We start from the raw sequence: 17,607 nt of genomic DNA, 5'->3' as shown, positions 1-17,607 counted from the left end.
CGAATGTCTTTCAGTTCCCAATTCGTGTGTTCCCTACAAGTAGTTACCACCAGTCTTCAACACCTTCATCCTCTAATGCAGATTGCAGCTTAATGCACTCTGTTTTTAGGGTTTAGTGCTGAGACTCGTTAAGCAACCTTCGTTTATCAGGGAAAATACCAGTGTCAGATTTAATCACCGCAGCCGCTACAAGTAGCCCTGATCTGAATCCAGGCGTTAGCGCTAGTTCGATCGTTGCGCCTGCCTTTAGCACTCTGGCAGATAGCTTGTCTACATTCTCTAGTAGCGCTATCGCCAGCAGTAGTAGTACGTCTGGTACTCTTGCTTCCCCTGCACCAAGTGCAGCGATCGTTAACCAACCTGGGTTGCGAGCGCAATATTTTCAAGGCAAGAACTTTACAACTTTGAAATGGTCGGAAATCAATCCGACGGTTAACTTTACCTGGGGCAATCAGGCACCTAACTCGCTTGTAGCAGCCGATAATTTTGCAGTGCGCTGGACAGGGCAAGTGCAAGCTAAGTCTACTGAAGCCTACACGTTTTACACGCGATCAGATGATAGCGTTCGACTATGGGTTAATGGGCAATTGCTGATTGACAACTGGGCTGATCATGCCCTGACTGAAGACAGTGGTACGATCGCCCTTGCCGCTGGTCAAAACTACGACATCAAGCTGGAATATTATGAGCGTGCAGGTGGCGCGACCGCTCAACTACTATGGTCTAGTCCGACACAAGCAAAAGAAATTATTCCCGCCAGCCAACTCTTTCAAGGTACTAGTACGCTTCCTTTTGCGATTGGTGCCCCCGCCAAAAGTGCTGATGCTTTTGTCGATTCGATCGGCATCAATACCCACGTTCGCTATTACGACACAGCATACGGTAACTATCCGTTCGTCAAACAAAGCTTGCTCGATTTGGGCATTCGCCACATTCGCGATGGCGGCAGCGACCCTACCTGGATTAACCGCATCAACGAGCTAGGTAGACTGGGCATCAAATCGACCCTGGTGCTTGACCCAAACATTGGCATTGGTCCTGATGACTCTTACGACATCAAGCCACCCGGCTATACAGTGACAAACTTTGTCAAAAACCTGGTGGCAGAGGGTGTAGAAGCCGTCGAAATCTTGAATGAATTTGACCTATTCCACAGAATCTTTCCCTATACCCGTAATGGTCAACCAGTCACAGGAGACGGCTGGATCAGCTACGTACGAGACTTTACGAGAGACGTTTATACTGCACTCAAGTCAGACCCAGCGACAGCACATATTCCTATCATTGGTCCCTCGTTTGTGTATGCCAACTCTAGCGGCGCGATCGGTGACCTGAGCCAGTGGGTAGACTACGGCAGTTTTCACCCTTACAACAACCCCAATAATCCCGGTGACGGTAGCCTGACTAGAGATTATGCCATGCGATCGCAACCCTTTGGCACCAAGCCCTTGATCGCCACTGAGGTCGGCTACTCTACTGGTAGCCCCACGTCCGATCGTCCTGTCTCAGAAGCCGTACAGGCGAAATATCTCCCTCGGCTCTTTCTCGAAAGCTTCAACGCTGGTGCGCCTCGCACCTTTTCCTACGAGCTGATGGATCAAAAAGCTGACCCCAACAATAGCGAAAACAACTACGGCATCATTCGCAGCAATGGCACACCTAAACCTGCCTACACTGCCTTAAAAAACCTGATTACCCTGCTTGACGATCCCAAACCTGAGGTAGTACCCGCACCCACGACACCAACAACATCCGCACCGACAACGCCAGTCATAGCGACACCTGCACCGATTACAACACCCGCACCCGCAGCACCATTAGGGGCGCTCAATTTCTCAATGGGTGGCAGCACTCAGAACGTTCATCACACGCTACTGGAGAAGAGCAACGGTGACTTCTACCTCGTCCTTTGGCTCGAAGTACCTAGCACTGCTCAGGCTGCCGTTGGTCAAAACGTCACGTTGAATTTCAATACGCCGTTTGCTCAAGCAACAACTTATGCGCCCAATCAATCGATCGCTCCCTTGGCACGCTACACCACTCCCACCCAGCTAACTCTCAACGTCTCGGATGCACCTTTGATTATCCAACTCTCTGCATCAGACGCTGCGTTAGTGCCTCCTATAACGGCGACACCGCAACCTCTTTAGAAGCACCGATGCCAAAGCTGTTTAGACAATAGAGATAAAGCGGGGATCGCCCATACTTCGTTTTCAAAGGTACGTTTAAAGCCGTAAAATTTCCTGCTGACTTTTGAACGCTTGGTTATGCTCGGCGACACCGTGACTGCTGTAATCAACTTCTGTAAAAGTGGCTAGCAGTTAGTGCTCACGAGCGATCAGTGAAGAGCAAAATTAATTCGCATTATGTTGTAGAGACAAGGGGTTTAGATCCTTTGTCTCTTTCGATTTGGCAATTGTGAGGGTCAATTGATCAGCCCCACTTATGGATTGCTTGTGGGCAGGCTGTGAAGAACTTTAGCCACTGTTTGATGCTTCACGAAGTTTTATTAAGCAAAACATTGCGAAAGATAAAGCGATCGAATTCATGTGGAAAACCTTAGACTTTTCTGTGGAAAACTATGTGGAAAGCCTGTCTAAAACTTGAGACGATCGTGGAGAACTTAACTAGGTATAAATACTCTGTGCAAAGATCGGCAAGTTTTCCACAGGTTTTCCACAGGTTTAAAGCTGGCTCAAAGAATCGGCCAGTCGCATTTTAGAGGCTTCTCCACATTTTCCACAGGCTCTACTACTACTGTTTAAATAAGAATTACTTAAGTCCGGATTGTAGAAATTAAGCGCAAAAATGCTAAAAAAACAGGCTGGATTGTTCAAAACAAGGGTGCTAACATACGCAGACAACGCTCTCAACCGCTACAGATAGCGTTCCGTTTGCTAGTTCAGCACCAGTTCTCACCACAGTCACCGCTCTGCCCAGCTACACAGTCGCCCTCTCAACGCAAAGGTCACATTCCCATGAAACTGGTTTGCTCTCAAAACAGCTTTAGCACCAATCTCACGCTGGTAAGCCGTGCCGTCTCGTCGCGCCCAAGTCATCCCATTCTGGCGAATATTCTTCTGGTCGCCGATCAAGAGTTGCAGCAAATCAGACTCAGTGCGTTTGATCTCAGCCTCGGTATCCAAACCAGCTTTCCTGCTGATGTAATTACGGGTGGAACACTGACCTTGCCTGCCAAGCTTTTGACGGATATTGTCTCCCGCTTACCCGATGGCGATATCACGCTAGAGAATGGAACAGAGGAAACTGCTGAAGCAAACTTTCTCACAACGCTGACCTGCGCCTCGGGACGCTACCAGATGCGCGGCATGGGTGCTGAGGATTTTCCTGAACTGCCCGTTGTGGAAGCAGGACAAGTAGCGTACCTCTCGATTGAAAACCTGCTCGAAGGGTTGCGGAGTTCTTTATTTTCTGCCAGCAGTGATGAAACTAAACAAGTGCTGACAGGTGTACACCTAACCATGCAGCCCGATGGTTTGGAGTTTGCTGCCACGGACGGACATCGCCTCACTGTGGTGCAAACCATGAATGCAGAGGCATCTGAGGCTGGCGGTACTGCGAATGAAGCCGAAAAAGCGCTGGATGTGACGATTCCAGCTAAGGCACTGCAAGAGTTGACCAAAATGCTCGAACGGCAAACGGGTAGTGATGTTGCCGTTCATTTTGACCAGAGCCAGGTTGTCTTTGAATGGACTGATCAGCGCCTCACCAGCCGCCTGCTCGAAGGGCAATACCCTAACTATCGTCAACTAGTGCCACGTCAGTTTTCGCGCCAGATTACCGCTGAACGACGCTTGCTGCTGAGTGCCCTGGAACGTATTGCCGTGCTGGCAGACCAGAAAAACAATATTGTCAAACTGACTCTAGATAGCACCAGCCAACTACTTTCGCTATCGGTTGATGCTCAGGATGTGGGTAGCGGCAAAGAAACGATTCCCGCACAGATTACAGGCGATGACCTGGATGTAGCGTTTAACGTGAAATATCTGATGGATGGCTTGAAGACGATCGCCACTACCGAGATCCAGATTCAGTTGAATACAGCAACGAGCCCAGCGATCGTCACTCCCCTCGGCAGCATCAAAATGACTTACTTAGTCATGCCTGTGCAGGTTCGTAGCTAAAAAAAGAACAACATGTAAACAAAGAACGAATAAGGGTTTTCCGGTTCTTTATAAACACCAATTCTATGGAGTCTTTACTGTAAACAATGTTTTTAGCGGTTTTAATCGGTAAGCACGCAATTAAAAGGATGTAAGCAATGGTTTCGCTTGACTCTTCGTGATAGTTAAGCCAAAAGACAAAGGCGAGCGTTGATTGTAGATCAACGCTCGCCTTTGCTGAAAAGTTTGGGGGTGTGGCGGAATTGGCAGACGCACCGGACTCCTAATCCGGCAACCTGGCAGGGTTTTGTGAGTGCAAGTCCCACCACCCCCACAATTGACGACAGAACACAAATGCAACCTTGGAGGTCACGCTTATGCTCTAAAGACGAAAGCTTTTCTACGGCTCTCATCTACCCAGGTAAGGACTACAAGCTAGTAAAGATTGCAAATCGAATACGTCGGGATTATATGATGGCATCTTTTGCGAGACTGCTACATATAGTGTCATTCGAGATCGCGCTTGTCAAGCATGTTGCATTCTGTTGCGGCTTGCAGTCCTCTACCGCAAAGCACTTTGCGTACAAAACACTAGAGGACACAATAATGTCAAATTTCCCAAAAGGCACTGCTTTGGTTTACGGAGGCTCGATGATTCACCGTAACCAACAAACAGGAGATGTCTGTCTGACAGATATGTGGAAGGCACAGGGAGAGCCAAGCAATAAGCGTCCTGTTGATTGGAGAGAGCTTGACGCTACCCAAGAACTCTTAAAACGCTACGCCAAGCAAAGTGCTGTGGTAGCACTTTACTCAAAAAACGGCAAAATCAAGGCTGTGCCTAGTTGGTTGCAAACTAAGCAAGGGGGTGTTGCGCCTGGAACTTATGCGGTGCCTCAGCTAGCGATTGACTATGCTCGATTCCTTTCTGCCGAATTTCATGAATGGGCGTTAAACGTTCTTGTAGAACGAATTGAAGAAGAGACAGACCCAGAAAAAGCCCTTTCTCGTGGGTACGAACGGGCCGTTAAGACATGGAAGCAGCAGGGTCACTCTGACGAGAATATTGAAGTTCTTGCTCAGTGCGTGATTGTCCGCAAAGACTTTGCCAGCACTTTAGCCCAGCACGGCGCTGTAGATCCGGCGACTCTACCCACTTGGATTAAAAGCGAAGGCATGGCATACGGCTATCTCACTAACCTGATTTACAAGCTTCTAATCAAGGATAAAGCCGTGGATTACCGCAAAAAACATAAGCTGCCGAAAGACGCTAATGTTCGGGATCATCTGGCTAAAACAGGAAAGATGGTTCAACGTGCAGCGATTATGCTTGCGGAAACGATAGCGAGGGAGAATATTCGAGAAGAACAGCACTATGGCTTTTCCCCATGCCGCACAGCTTGCCAACAAGCGGGTACAAAGGTTGCACGAGTCTTTGATTAGCCTATATCTAAATAACAGTCTAGGTGCACAGTTAAACGAGAGCATCTCTCATGCTACTGTGCCAATTCCTGGCAGATTCTAATCTGAAGGACGATGTAGCCAGTTAAACACGCTCAACGAAGCGACTGTCCCGGCAAAATGAGCTGTCACTCCTGTTGTATTGGCAGCAGCTACAAAGACATCCAGCGATCGAATAATACGATTGGGGTCATAAATGGCGACTCCTTGCGGCTGGGCAATTGACTTAGACAACAGCACTCCGATCGTCGCTCCCGTGCCTAAAAGCATCAGCAGCATACCGATTAGCCCTGTAACGACCCCTAGCCATAACACGTGCATCACCTTCGCTCGTTGGGGATGAATCGCAGGGCTAGGATTGCGAAGTCGCTTACCGAAACGCATGAGCCGAAAGGCAAGATAGATCCCAAACAGCAAAACTAACGCACCGCAAACTGCCCAAAAAATACCAATGCCTATGCTTGGAGTAGCGCTTTGGGTGGTGGCAACGCCAACTCCAGGAACGCCCGTCGTGGTTCCGATCGCCTGATTAAAACTTCGCCCTGAAACAGCTAACAGTAACAGCACACCAGAAACAGCAGCTAGCCCAGCCTGGACAAGTAAGCTAGCCCAGCCAGCAATCTGTAAAACAGTTGCAATCTGCTCAAACTTGGCAGTTGAAGATGTTCTTTCGCTACTGGTTTGCATAGTGTCCTTAGGCAATTTGGTTGCAGTCACTCGCTCACCAAATGACTGCGTTACTTTAGCTATCAGTGTACAAATGAGGCTAATTAAATGCGTGTCTCCTCTGAAAGAGATGCTGCATGAAAAGCGGGTATTCTAACAAGGTTCTTGCTCTCGCTTCTCTCTTTGGATCGATACGCTTGAGCCTTTGAGAGAAAGTCGTTCAGACTATGACAGCGCTCGATCGCACTCTTATGCCACTCTCTAGCGGCAACTCTAGAGAAAAGACGATCGAAAGCTGTAAGATCGCACACAGCTCAAAGGATGCTTAAATTCTTGCTTCGCTTAGCCTTAGATAGGGATTAATTTGTTACAGGCGGGCAGGGTGGCTTTTCTTTCACTTCACTATCGGTTAACTACTTAAATGACCGTTTCTCGCACGATTTGCCTGGGCTTTATTGCTATCACCGCACTTGGCACTCTTTTGTTAGCGCTGCCATTATCCATTAGTCAAGGCGGTTGGAGTTGGGATCATCTACTGGTAGCGTTGTTCACCTCAACCTCTGCCGCTTGTGTGACGGGGCACATAGTAGTAGATACAGGTACGTATTTCTCACCTTTTGGGCAAGTTGTGCTCTTGGCGCTGGTCCAGATAGGCGGGTTAGGCTACATGACGGCAACAACGTTTCTGCTGCTGTTGGTGGGGCGCAAGTTTGGACTACGAGACAAAATTGCTGTGCAGCAAGCCCTCGATCGCAGTGAGTTGCGAGGCGCAGCGCAGGTCATCCGCTCTATCATTGCGACCACAATGCTCTTTGAAATCACTGGCATTTTTTTGCTGCTGATTGTGTTTACACCAACGCATGGTCTGCAGCGGGCGCTGTGGCTGGCAACGTTTCACAGTATTACCGCTTGGAACAATGCCGGCTTCAGTTTGTTTGCAGACAATCTCATCGGTTATCAAGCATCGCCATTGCTGAATCTAGTCATTTCTGGGTTAATTATTTTTGGCGGGATTGGGTACGAGGCAATTTTTGAGATGTATACATGGCTGCGCGATCGCCTACTGCGACGACCCGGGCGGCTCGTATTCTCCCTCAATTTCAAGGTTGCGGTGAGCACTACAGTAATCTTGTTAGTCGCTGGTACACTTGCCCTTTTTCTAGTCGAACTACGCAATCCCGATACCCTTGGCTCTATGCCTTTTGGTACGCAGGTGTTAGCAGCCTGGTTTCAAGCGGTCACGCCTCGAACCGCTGGCTTCAACACGATCGATATTAGTAAAATGACCACGGCAGGCTTGTTTATCATGATCGCCCTGATGCTGATTGGCGGCAGCCCTGGTGGCACCGCAGGCGGCATCAAAACCACCACGCTACGAGTGCTAACCAGCTGTACAAAAGCAATCTTGCAAGGCAAGGAAGACGTATCGCTTTATGAGCGGCAGATTCCCTTCTCACTCATTCTCAAAGCCGTGGGTGTAGCGGTTGGCTCGCTGGTCACTGTCATTGTGATGACGACACTTGTTGCCCTGTCCGATCCAGAGATTAACTTTATTAGCATTTTGTTGGAGGTCGTCTCGGCTTTTGCCACGGTTGGTCTTTCAACGGGCATTACCGCCGGTCTTTCGACGTTTGGTAAGTTAATGATCATAGTAACGATGTACATCGGTCGGGTTGGCGTTTTGCTCCTGATGGGCGCAATTCTTGGCGACCCTAACCCTAGCGTGGTACGGTATCCAGAAGAAAATTTACTGGTGGGTTAACTCGTTGTGAAACCCGATCCTCCAAAAGCGGTGCATCGTTACGCTTCTTGATAGGCTAGAGAATCTGAGTTGCTACTTCTTGGTTGAGTCTTGGTGATGGATACCACTGACTATGTGAACAAAGCCTGTCGATGCAAACTGAGACAAGCTGCGATCGATTGCCATTGGTGTAGCGTTCGGCTCAGTCGCTACATCCGATCACTTCTGCCGAAAAGTACTGCGCCTGAGCATATACACAAAATTTGGAGCTAACCGCTCGGAGTTCGCCTGTGAACCTGACATTCTTGAGTTTTTTTCGTAGCTTGCAACCTGATCAAAGCAAGCACTATGCGGTAATTGGCTTAGGGCGCTTTGGACGAGCTGTTTGTCATACGTTGCATAATTTGGGTTACGAGGTAATGGGTGTTGATGCGGACGAAAAGCGCGTTGCCCAAGCGCTGACCGATCGCATTGCAGTGCAGGCTGTACAGTTGGATTCTACCGATCCGGCTGCCCTTCAGGAGGCTGGCATTTGCGAAATTGATACGGTGATTGTGGCGATCGGCAACTATGTCGAAGAAAGTGTGATTACCACACTCAATCTTAAAGAAGCTGGAGTTGCTCATGTCGTTGCAAAAGCCTCCTCCCAAATTCACGAAAAATTGCTGAAAAAGGTTGGGGCAGATCATGTCGTTTTCCCAGAACATGAGATGGGCTGTTCTTTAGCCCGTGCCCTTACTCGTCCTAGCATTTTAGAACGCTTTGAACTTGACCCAGACAACAGTATTGTTGAGATCTTGGTGCCTGAATCTTTTAATGGCAAAACAATCGCTGAACTTAAGCTTCGCTCTCACTATGGTCTAAACCTGCTTGCTGTGAGCCAGGACGACAAGTTTGAGATTAACCCTAATCCCAACACAACGTTGCATACGGGATCGGCTATGGTCGTAATTGGCTGCAACAAAAATATTGATCGACTACCGCTTTAAGCTGCCTTGAGCGATGGTTGACTGGAGATTTCTAACAAACAGAATACCCGCAGAGGAAGTAAAAAAGTTCGCGTTTAAAGACTAAGACTTAGGCAGTGATCTCCCCTCACCAACGGTAAATTTTCCCTTAGAAATCTCCCAAGGGATAGCTAAAAAGCACGGGACTGGCGGGATTCGAACCCTCGACCTACCGCTTAGGAGGCGGTGAACGATCCCTAGTATGAAAGGAATTAGAGCATTTCAGTTTTCTTTACACCCAATTTACACCCAAAATGTTTTTCAAGTTCTGCGAGCATAAGTAAAAATTCAGGGTAGTGCTAAACATGTAAGGATGGTGAAGCTCTAGCTTGAGCAGGGTACAGCGCTAGATGCTGAAATGTTATGGCTGCTAGGCTGCGAGCCAAATTAACCATGCCATTGACACGCCCCTGCTGCCCCAGTTGCCACTCAAAAAACGTGGTCAGAAACGGCAGAATCCATAACGGCAAGCAAAACCACAAAGGCAGCGACTGCGGTCGCCAGTGCGTCCAAGACCCACAAAAGAAGGTCATCGACGCGGGCACGAAACGCCTCATTGACAAGTTGCTGTGAGAGCAGATCCCGCTCGCCGGGATGGCGAGGGTCACCGCAGTTTCCGAACGATGGTTGCAGCAGTCTGTCAATGCCAAAGACGAGCAGGTGCCTCGCCAAGTCACGGTGAGCGCCAAAAAAAGGGGCGCTTGACCCTGGAAGGCGACGAGGCATGGTCGTTTGTCGGCAACCAAGGAAACAAGCAGTGGCTCTGGTTAGCGCTTGACCGTCGTACACGTGAGATTGTGGGGGTGCAGATTGGTAACCGTAGCCAGGAGGGTGCTCAAGCTCTATGGGAGTCTTTGCCAGCGGTCTATCGTCAGTGTACCCTCTGTTATACCGACTTTTGCAGGCCTACCGTGCGGTCTTACCGAGCCAACGGCACCGTTCTGTCGGCAAAGAAAGCGGGCAGACCAAGCACATTGAGCGCTTTCACTGTACGTTACGGCAACGCGTCTCACGCTGAGTGCGCAAAACCCTTTCGTTTGCTAAGAAACTGGAGCATCACACGGGGGCGATCTGGTTTTTCATGCACCACTACAAGGCATCCTTACCGCTTGAGCACTACCCTTTCTTGTAATAAGCGAAACTTAATAGTGCGCTGCTCCAACTCCTTAACTAGAGCCATTAGGTCTTTGAGCGATCGCCAGTCTCACTGAACCTACGGCTGGAAATGCTTTTTACGACCGAACCTCTGGCAGAGTTAAGGCAGGGGTTAGCAGGTGCATCACCTGATGATTTAGCTGACATTGAAGTAACATCCTCTGGCACAGGACTCCAATGGGAGAAGCTGAATGCAGACCTAGGTGGTTAGGCTTTACTCAACAGCGATGATGGCAATGCAGCATGAATAGCTACGATCGCTGACTAGGCACCGTCTCACACCAGTTAATGCTGTGCTGCCGCCTAGAAAGCACCAAAGGCTGGGTTTAAAGCCTCTAAGCGAGCGCAGATTTCATGAAAGAGAGGGCGCAGGGATGGCACTGGAGTCATACAGTCTTGCTGTAAGGTGCGCAGCCGCTCAATCATTGCTTGCCGTTCTGTTTGTGTGACATCCTCCACGGCGTAACGGTCTAACAGATCCTCTAGCAGACAGCCAAAAGCTCTGACTTCCAGCCGTGCCATTGCTTGACTAATCACTGGGTCAGTTGAATCGTAGAAAGAAGCGGCTCCAAAATCTCCTAGTAAGCTCGCTCCTGTTTCATCCACCAGAATATTATGAGCATAGAGATCGCCATGCATGATGCCGCGATCGTGGAGGTGTGCAGCAGCGGCAGCGATACCCTGAGCGATGCGCAAAATGGTCGCTAAAGCAAAAGCGGGCTTTGATGGATACGTATCGCGTGTGCAGGTATCCAGATCGGGGGGGGCACCGAGATTTTTGTAGTGAGGCGGGATGAAGGACAGCACCAGTCCAGCCTTCGCTTCAGGGTGATCGGTCAGCTTGCCCAGTACGCTCACCAGATGGTTGTGCGCTCCAGCCGCGAGACACGCCCGCATTTCATCCGCTGGCAACCCATCACTGGTGATTTCGCCCTTAAAGACTTTGATGGCAACGTCTTTGGTTTGTGGCTGCTTGGTTTGAGGATCATTTGCTTGCCAAATGCCCTTAGAGATAAGGCCAGAAGCCCCTTGCCCAAGCACTTCTCCTAGCTCTAAGTCCATCCAACTAATCTCTGGCAGCGATCGCTCAACCGAGGGTGCAGCTATGCAGCACGGGTTTCCCGCGTATGCCAGCCACGAGAGGCGCGGCAGCGTGAACAACCAGTCGGGCAATGCCGTGAGACAATTTGCCGCCAGTCGGATCAACTCTAGATTCAGGCAGGCAGCCATCGCATCGGGGAGCGATCGCAGCTTGTTTCCCGCCAACATGAGCTTTTGCAAATGGCTCAACCTGCCGATTGAGGCGGGTAGCTGCTCCAGCCGATTATCAGTGAGAATGAGCCAGCGGACGGTCGGTGGGAGGACATTAGCGCCAAACGACGTAATTTTATTCGACTTAAAACCAACCATTGAGAGTGCAGGACATTGCGACAGCACCGCTGGCATTTCTTCAAACTCATTGTTGTTGAAGAACACAATTTTAAGCTTCTTCAATTGCCCAAACGCCTCTGGCAAGCACTTAAAATGATTGTTTGATAGCTCCAGAACTTCCAAAGAATCTGCCAGAGCAAAAATTTCTGATGGAAATTGAGTTAACCCACAGGCAAGATTGAGTTTTTTAGTCCCCTCAAGCTGACCCGAGCGAAGCAAGTCAAGCGTTTCCATGTCTTGTTAAAAAATAAGGGACTTGGCTACAGATAAAAGGTATAAGGTGCTTAGGTTTTAGCTTTGCTCAACCCACGATCGCTGCAGGTTGAGCGGCGTCGAAACGAGCCGCTTGCTGCACGATGTCGTTTGCAGCTTACTGATGATTCTATAAAAGGAAACAGCAGTGTTGAAACACTAAGCGTTGAATCACGGCTAGCGTCAGACCTTAAACGAACAACGTGCTTAACGTCGGTAGTGCTCAAGCGGTAAGGATGCCTTGTAGTGGTGAATGAAAAACCCGATCGCCCCCATGTGATGCTCCCGTTGCTTAGCAAACGAAAGGGTTGCTGGTTGCTTGGCTCAGACTAATCATATTAGGGGTTTTAGCCTTTGGCTTAACCCAAACTCAGGTTAAGTAGGTTACGGCAATTTCTCCGCAATTAATGTGAGTTCGACGAACAGAAATTGCGGAGAAATTGCCATTTGCTGGGATCGCAGTCTCAAGCATCATCGGGTTTCTGTTTAAGAAAATCACTGAAGGCTTGTTCATTAAACGTATAAATCGGTGCCGTCATGCGTATCTGATCGAGCTGGTTGTAGACACTTGCCTGCATCTTCCGGCTATGATGCATCGCACAAGCCGCCGCTTCCTTCTCGGCTTCAGATGCACCCTCCGCATAAAGCTGCGTCACATACATCCGCCGCAACTCCTTGGGCGTCACGGGTACCGCCACCAATTTCTGAAAAAAGTAGCGCAAGCGGGCATAAAGCGCATTCTTGAGGAGAGGCTTGCCATTCCGCTGCACGAAAAAGAAAGGGTGCTCCGGCTGAAAGAGCGGACGGAACTCCGTTAACCAGCGCTGGATGTAGTCATAAAAGCAGGTGCCATCAGCAAACTCAGCGTTCAGCACTTTGCCCCAATACTCGCCATGCGCCGCGCCCGTCTTATAGTCCTCAGCTTGAAGATGAATATACCAGGCCGCTGATGGGTCTTCCCTATCCTCTATTGCCACAAAAAGGCCATCCTGAAAGTAACCCCACCGCAAAGTGCGATCAAGTTCCAGTTCGTAGAACGTGCGGGAGCGATCGGGCGGGATGACCATGAAGAAGCCCAGCGACAGAAACTGTTGATAACTCATGCCAATACCCTTTGCCCGACGCGGCTGCACCCGATAGCCGTCCTGCTTGCTGGCATCCTTGGCATACCGGACATCCAGATCAGCTAGGCGCTTCAACTCAAACAAAACGGTCAACGCTTGCTCCCAAGCAACACTTTTACGCTCGTAGGGCACCTGAGCCGGTTCGCCTTGACGTGCACGTTTTAAGTCGGCTGCCAACTGCCGGAGTTGCTGAATCACCGGGATATCTTCGTAATAATCGTAGAGAATGGCGTTTGTCTGCGAGTCATACAAGAATTTAGCAACGCGAGTTACCGTTTTGATGATTTCCACATACGTGCCGAGCGCACCGTCAACAAAGTTTAGGTAGCGCTCTATAAGCTTGATGGTCTTTCTACCCTCCTGCTCAGCGGACTCCATCGCCATCGCCTTGGCAGCAGCATACGCTAAGGGGTCAGGCTCTCCGCTGGTATGAGTGAAGTCAGCGAGTCTCTGCTTTAGTGGCACAACTGTCACCAAAGTCTCCAAGCAAAGCTCATTCAGTGGCACACCTTCATACCGGTGTAACCAACCCAAACATTGCAGCAAGAGTGTTTTGCTAATTTGCAACGGGTATGGGCGCAGCTTAAGCTGCGCCTGTGCAAATTGATCAAACGCATCTAACTGCTGTTGCAGTTTAGGACTGATGATATCTCCCAATACTGCCCCTAGCGCATAAGCTGCCTTTTGCTGGCGACCCGTGACCTTGCTGCGAACCTTGAGGCCCTTGCCATTGGGGTGCTTAAACTGATGTACTGATATAGTTTCTGAAGCTGGTTGCACTGGGTCACTGAAAGACGCATCAGGCATCCAATCTTGCTCACGACACCACTCCAAAAAGCGCTTGAGGTAAGACCGGTAGACGGCACGGCTATGCTTGCCAACATCCAAGCGCTCAAACACCGTCAATTGAGTGTCTAAAGCGTTTTGCAACTGCACGAGTGATACGTCAGCTAGAAAACGCAGCGCAGTCTGCCTATCTTGAGCGGTCATTTTGCACCCAGATGGATCAGTGCCATTCCAGGCGGGCACCACAAAGCGTAAGAGAGCGGTTTTAACCCCAGCAAACTCAGATGGCTTGGTTTGCAACTGGTAAGCACACAGCGCTTCGGCGGCATTCGTCGGCATCAACATGGCAACTCCTAAGGTCTCGTAGTGGAAGCGGCTTGTGTCATCAAACGTTGATTAAATGCGTGTATGGGTTCCTGCTTGTCGAGCAACTGCTGGCGATCGTAGATCTCATTTTGCATCGCACGACTGTGGTGCATCGCACAGGCAGCAGCGTCTAGTACCGCCTCATTCGCTTGCTTGTGACGTAAGTAGGTCACATACATTGGTCTCAGTTCTTTGGGCGTTACTGGTACACCGGTCAGTCGGAAAAAGCATTGACGAAAGCTTTGATTCATACCGTTTCTCGAAAGCGGCTCGCCGTTGCGCTTGACCAAGAGCCGGTGATGATTGGGCTGAAAAAGGGGACGGTAAATCGTGACCCAGCGATCGAGGTAATCGTAGAAGTATGTGCCATCGCCGAAGTCCGTATTTGGTAACTCTCCCCAGTAAGTTTGATAAGCGTCCCCTGTTTTGTAATCTTGCGGTTGTAGATGAAGCCACCAGCGAGCCGCAGACGGCGTTTGCGTCCGTTCTGGAGGCAAAATGACCCCGCCCTGTAAACAGCCCCAGACTAGGGTACGCCCTAGCTCCAGTTCACGGATAGTGCGAGCGCGATCGGGTGGTATCAGCACAAATAAGGCCGCTAGCAAAAAACGCAGATAGCTTCTAGCAATGCCTGTCTCTTTGCGAGGAGACGCTGCAATCCCGCCTGTCCGCCTCGGTGCGACTTGATACAGCACCACCGTATCGGCTTCCTGTTTCAGTTGCAGCACCACTTCATAGCACCGTTCCCAAGGTACGCTCTTGACCTCAAAGGGAATGCGCGGCGCGACTTTTCCCTCACATTGACGGAGCGATCGCGTCAGCTTGCGAGTAAGCAGAATCATCGGCACATCCTGGTACTGCTTGGGATCGCTGGTTTGCTCGGAGTACAGGTACTTGGCCGTATTAATGCAGGCTTGCAGGACTTTGAGTTTTGCACTCAATGACCCATTCAGGAAATCCAAATACTGCCGAAGGCGGTGGTCTGTCTGTTGCGCCGGCTGCATCGCCCCTTCTGCTGCCAAAATGGTCTCGATCGCGAACTTATTGTGGTCAGGGCTGCCATCCTCCTTGAAGCAGTCTGCCATCCGCGCTTTCAACTTGACCACTGGCACGATCGACTCTAAGCAAAGCTCATCCAGCGGCACCCCTTGATACCGATGGAACCATCCCAAAAGCTGTAACAAGCGTTCACGATAGTTCTCCCTCGTTGAGGGCCGCAGCCCCAGCGTCTGCTGCATGAACTGGAAGAGGCGATCGAGTTGGTGTGCTAAGCGCGTATTGATGACATCACCCGCTACAGTACCGAGCGCATAGTTAACCTTCTTCGGCACACCACTCAATTTAAGGTCTTTCGCTAGTGGTTTATGCACGCCTTTAGGACTCTGAAATCTGTTGAGTTGCACGGCAACTTTGGCTGGCACTTGACTGGCAATTTCGTTGGGCAGACTCCGAGTTGTTGCTTCATCAAACCAACCCTGCTCCTCGCACCAGCTCAGAAACTTCCTTAAGTAAGACTTAAAAACGCGACGATTGCTTTCAGAAACTGCCATCTTCTCAAAGACTTCAGCCTGCACTTGCAACGCACCTTGAAGCTGTTGCAATGAAATTGTTTCTAAAAAATGTAGAGCTTTCGCCATTACTTGCGACGATGAACGTTTTTCTAGAGGATAACGCTTGCTCCAACCAGGCACCGTAAAACGTAGTAAAGCTGTCTTAATTTTGGCATATTCAGACTCTTGAGCATGAGCCTGAAAAGCAGAAAATGCTTCGGCTGCATTGGCTGGGTTTGACATTATAAATAGCCCCTTCTTCCTGCTAACAAAATGAGTTCATGTGCCAGTCATCAACACAAACAAAAGATAAGTCTGCTTTATGATTCAAAGATTTGCTTTCTTTAGCTAATTATAACATTTTATACAGTACATTTGTTCTTCCGTGGCGACCCGATACCTTTGAACAGTTCATTAAGCGGGTCATTCGCTACGGCAACCAAAATGAGACGGTGCGGATTTATACCTATGGCACGACTGGGGTGAAGGGCAGTACAGGCTTTGACCCATTCATCCTGGGGCACCTCAAGCGCAAGCACAAAATGCGAACCTCGTTGCTCTCCAAAGATATGAGCGTGCGACGGCTGGAAGAAGAAACCGAGTTGCCCGCTTTCTCCTATGCCCAGCTCGAAGCGCTGCTGACTGGCGATGACCGCATTATGGAGCTGTGCAAGTTTGAGACTGACCTGGAAGTCAAGCGGCAACTGCTGCGAGCGGCAGAACAGGATGTGTACCGGATGAAGCACGATCGCTGGGGCGGTCAGGGTACGCCGTGGCTGGAGGCTGAGATTGAGCATCTCAATCGGCGGTTGCAATACCTGACACCGGACACCGAGCTAGCCTTACAGCACATTGAGCAGGGGCTAACGGCAGAGAACTTCCTGGCGACGATTCAAGACCAGGCACTGACCAACCCGCTAGACGCTGCCAAAGCGTTTGCTGAACTAGCAGAGCAACTGCTTGCCAGCAACTACTTCGACCAATGGGTGAACGTTGGTGCCTATGGCGGGTTTGACATTTGCTTGTCTGCCAGTCCCGGACGGCAAGTGTTCATGGAACTGCGTGGGAAAGCACATAACTGGCGCGTGCGCTTTACTCAGAATCCGTACACCTTCGCCAACGATCGCCGCTTGCAGGCTGCCTACGATGGCATTCTGGATAAGCAGCATGAAATCCAGCGAGACATCGAACGCAATACGCAACGGCTAGCTGGTATGAGGCAGAACCTGAAGACGCAGGAAGAACAGATGATTACCATGCGTCAGGAGATTCAAGCTTTAGAATTGGGCATAGCCAACCTGCGGCAAGTACTGAGTTATACAGCACCGTAAATTACAAAGCTTAACAGTGAATCTACTGAGCCATACCAATTCAAATCCTGGCTTCAACCCATAATGTTATATAAACCTGCTTATACAGCTATATAACAGTGACATTTCTACAGTTCATGCGTATTAAAGGCACTTAAGCTAAACTTATAACCTTAGCTATTTTGAAGTGTTTGCTATTTTCTACTAGCTCAGTTTTCTATAATGAATAGACAATTTAGTGAGCTATAAAAAGGTCAATCAGATATTCAGTTTATGCACATAAACTGAATGCCTATCAGAAGGGCTAAGTTCAATTTAAGGAAGGATAAAACTGTGCCAAGAGGAAGAAAGGTTAGTCACAAAGGGAAAGCTTGCCGTCGTGGTGTACCGGTTTATTATGACGAATTGAAGCAAAGGATTAGCTTGACTCTCACGCCATCAGCCATTAGTCACTTAGAAAAGCTGTCTACCCAAGAAGGGTTCAGTTGTTCTGAATTTATCGAACGGTTGCTAAGAAAGTGTTTGTAAATGCTGGTTAAGCAGGTTTCAAGTTCCTCGTTCGTCGGTTGTTTGTTAACCGCCTCAGCATCAACCGAATCATGACCACATAAACCATGCCTTCATGATTTTCAGG

General features: G+C 49.5%; 11 protein-coding genes, 2 tRNA genes and 1 pseudogene. 9 read left to right on the top strand and 5 right to left on the bottom strand.

What is annotated here, in order from left to right; translation table 11 throughout:
* Nucleotides 1-161: 161 nt before the first annotated feature.
* The 4 genes from H6F86_RS15380 (at nt 162) to H6F86_RS15365 (ending at nt 5,567) form a co-directional block, all read left to right on the top strand.
* Nucleotides 162-2,150 (top strand): PA14 domain-containing protein, encoded by a 1,989-nt coding sequence (locus H6F86_RS15380; protein WP_190449489.1) that lies wholly within the window; start codon nt 162-164, stop codon nt 2,148-2,150.
* Between the two features lie 828 nt (nt 2,151-2,978).
* Nucleotides 2,979-4,145 carry a DNA polymerase III subunit beta gene (dnaN, locus tag H6F86_RS15375; RefSeq protein ID WP_190449488.1) on the top strand — a complete coding sequence of 389 codons (1,167 nt, stop codon included), beginning with the start codon at nt 2,979-2,981 and terminating at the stop codon, nt 4,143-4,145.
* A gap of 227 nt (nt 4,146-4,372) precedes the next feature.
* A tRNA-Arg gene (locus tag H6F86_RS15370) sits at nt 4,373-4,458 on the top strand.
* Complete coding sequence (locus tag H6F86_RS15365) at nt 4,434-5,567, top strand: KilA-N domain-containing protein (protein WP_190449487.1); 1,134 nt, start codon at nt 4,434-4,436, stop codon at nt 5,565-5,567. The genes H6F86_RS15370 and H6F86_RS15365 overlap by 25 nt, the downstream gene beginning before the upstream one ends.
* Nucleotides 5,568-5,645: 78 nt before the next feature.
* Here H6F86_RS15365 and H6F86_RS15360 read toward each other — a convergent pair whose 3' ends face one another.
* Entirely contained in the window at nt 5,646-6,272 is a 627-nt protein-coding gene (locus tag H6F86_RS15360) for a DUF3611 family protein (RefSeq protein WP_190449486.1), read from the bottom strand.
* A gap of 400 nt (nt 6,273-6,672) precedes the next feature.
* On the opposite strand from H6F86_RS15360, the gene H6F86_RS15355 reads away from it, so the two are divergent.
* Both H6F86_RS15355 and H6F86_RS15350 read left to right on the top strand, forming a co-directional pair.
* Nucleotides 6,673-8,013 (top strand): TrkH family potassium uptake protein, encoded by a 1,341-nt coding sequence (locus tag H6F86_RS15355; protein WP_190449485.1) that lies wholly within the window; start codon nt 6,673-6,675, stop codon nt 8,011-8,013.
* Nucleotides 8,014-8,282: 269 nt separating this feature from the next.
* Complete coding sequence (locus H6F86_RS15350) at nt 8,283-8,981, top strand: NAD-binding protein (protein WP_190449484.1); 699 nt, start codon at nt 8,283-8,285, stop codon at nt 8,979-8,981.
* 159 nt (nt 8,982-9,140) lie between these two features.
* Here H6F86_RS15350 and H6F86_RS15345 read toward each other — a convergent pair.
* A tRNA-Ser gene (locus H6F86_RS15345) sits at nt 9,141-9,250 on the bottom strand.
* A gap of 142 nt (nt 9,251-9,392) precedes the next feature.
* On the opposite strand from H6F86_RS15345, the pseudogene H6F86_RS15340 reads away from it, so the two are divergent.
* Nucleotides 9,393-10,131 (top strand): annotated as a pseudogene (locus H6F86_RS15340) (IS1 family transposase).
* A 93-nt stretch (nt 10,132-10,224) separates the two neighbouring features.
* Entirely contained in the window at nt 10,225-10,365 is a 141-nt protein-coding gene (locus tag H6F86_RS15335) for a DUF2442 domain-containing protein (protein ID WP_242033542.1), read from the top strand.
* 92 nt (nt 10,366-10,457) lie between these two features.
* Here H6F86_RS15335 and H6F86_RS15330 read toward each other — a convergent pair whose 3' ends face one another.
* From H6F86_RS15330 to H6F86_RS15320, 3 genes are all read right to left on the bottom strand, one after another.
* The gene (locus H6F86_RS15330; RefSeq protein WP_190449483.1) at nt 10,458-11,819 is read right to left on the bottom strand and encodes a leucine-rich repeat-containing protein kinase family protein; all 1,362 of its coding nucleotides are present in this window, start codon (nt 11,817-11,819) and stop codon (nt 10,458-10,460) included.
* 482 nt (nt 11,820-12,301) lie between these two features.
* Nucleotides 12,302-14,092 (bottom strand): hypothetical protein, encoded by a 1,791-nt coding sequence (locus H6F86_RS15325; protein ID WP_190449482.1) that lies wholly within the window; start codon nt 14,090-14,092, stop codon nt 12,302-12,304.
* 8 nt (nt 14,093-14,100) lie between these two features.
* On the bottom strand, nt 14,101-15,906 hold the full coding sequence (locus H6F86_RS15320) for a hypothetical protein (RefSeq protein ID WP_190449481.1): 1,806 nt from the start codon (nt 15,904-15,906) through the stop codon (nt 14,101-14,103).
* Nucleotides 15,907-15,998: 92 nt separating this feature from the next.
* Between H6F86_RS15320 and H6F86_RS15315 the strand changes: the two genes are divergently transcribed.
* Entirely contained in the window at nt 15,999-16,994 is a 996-nt protein-coding gene (locus tag H6F86_RS15315) for a hypothetical protein (protein ID WP_190449480.1), read from the top strand.
* The last annotated feature ends 613 nt before the right edge of the window (nt 16,995-17,607 follow it).

This window comes from Phormidium sp. FACHB-592 (assembly GCF_014695795.1).
Taxonomy (GTDB): domain Bacteria; phylum Cyanobacteriota; class Cyanobacteriia; order Leptolyngbyales; family Leptolyngbyaceae; genus Stenomitos.
The sequence above is the reverse complement of the archived record's forward strand: the minus strand, read 5'-3'. Positions and strand labels throughout refer to the sequence as shown.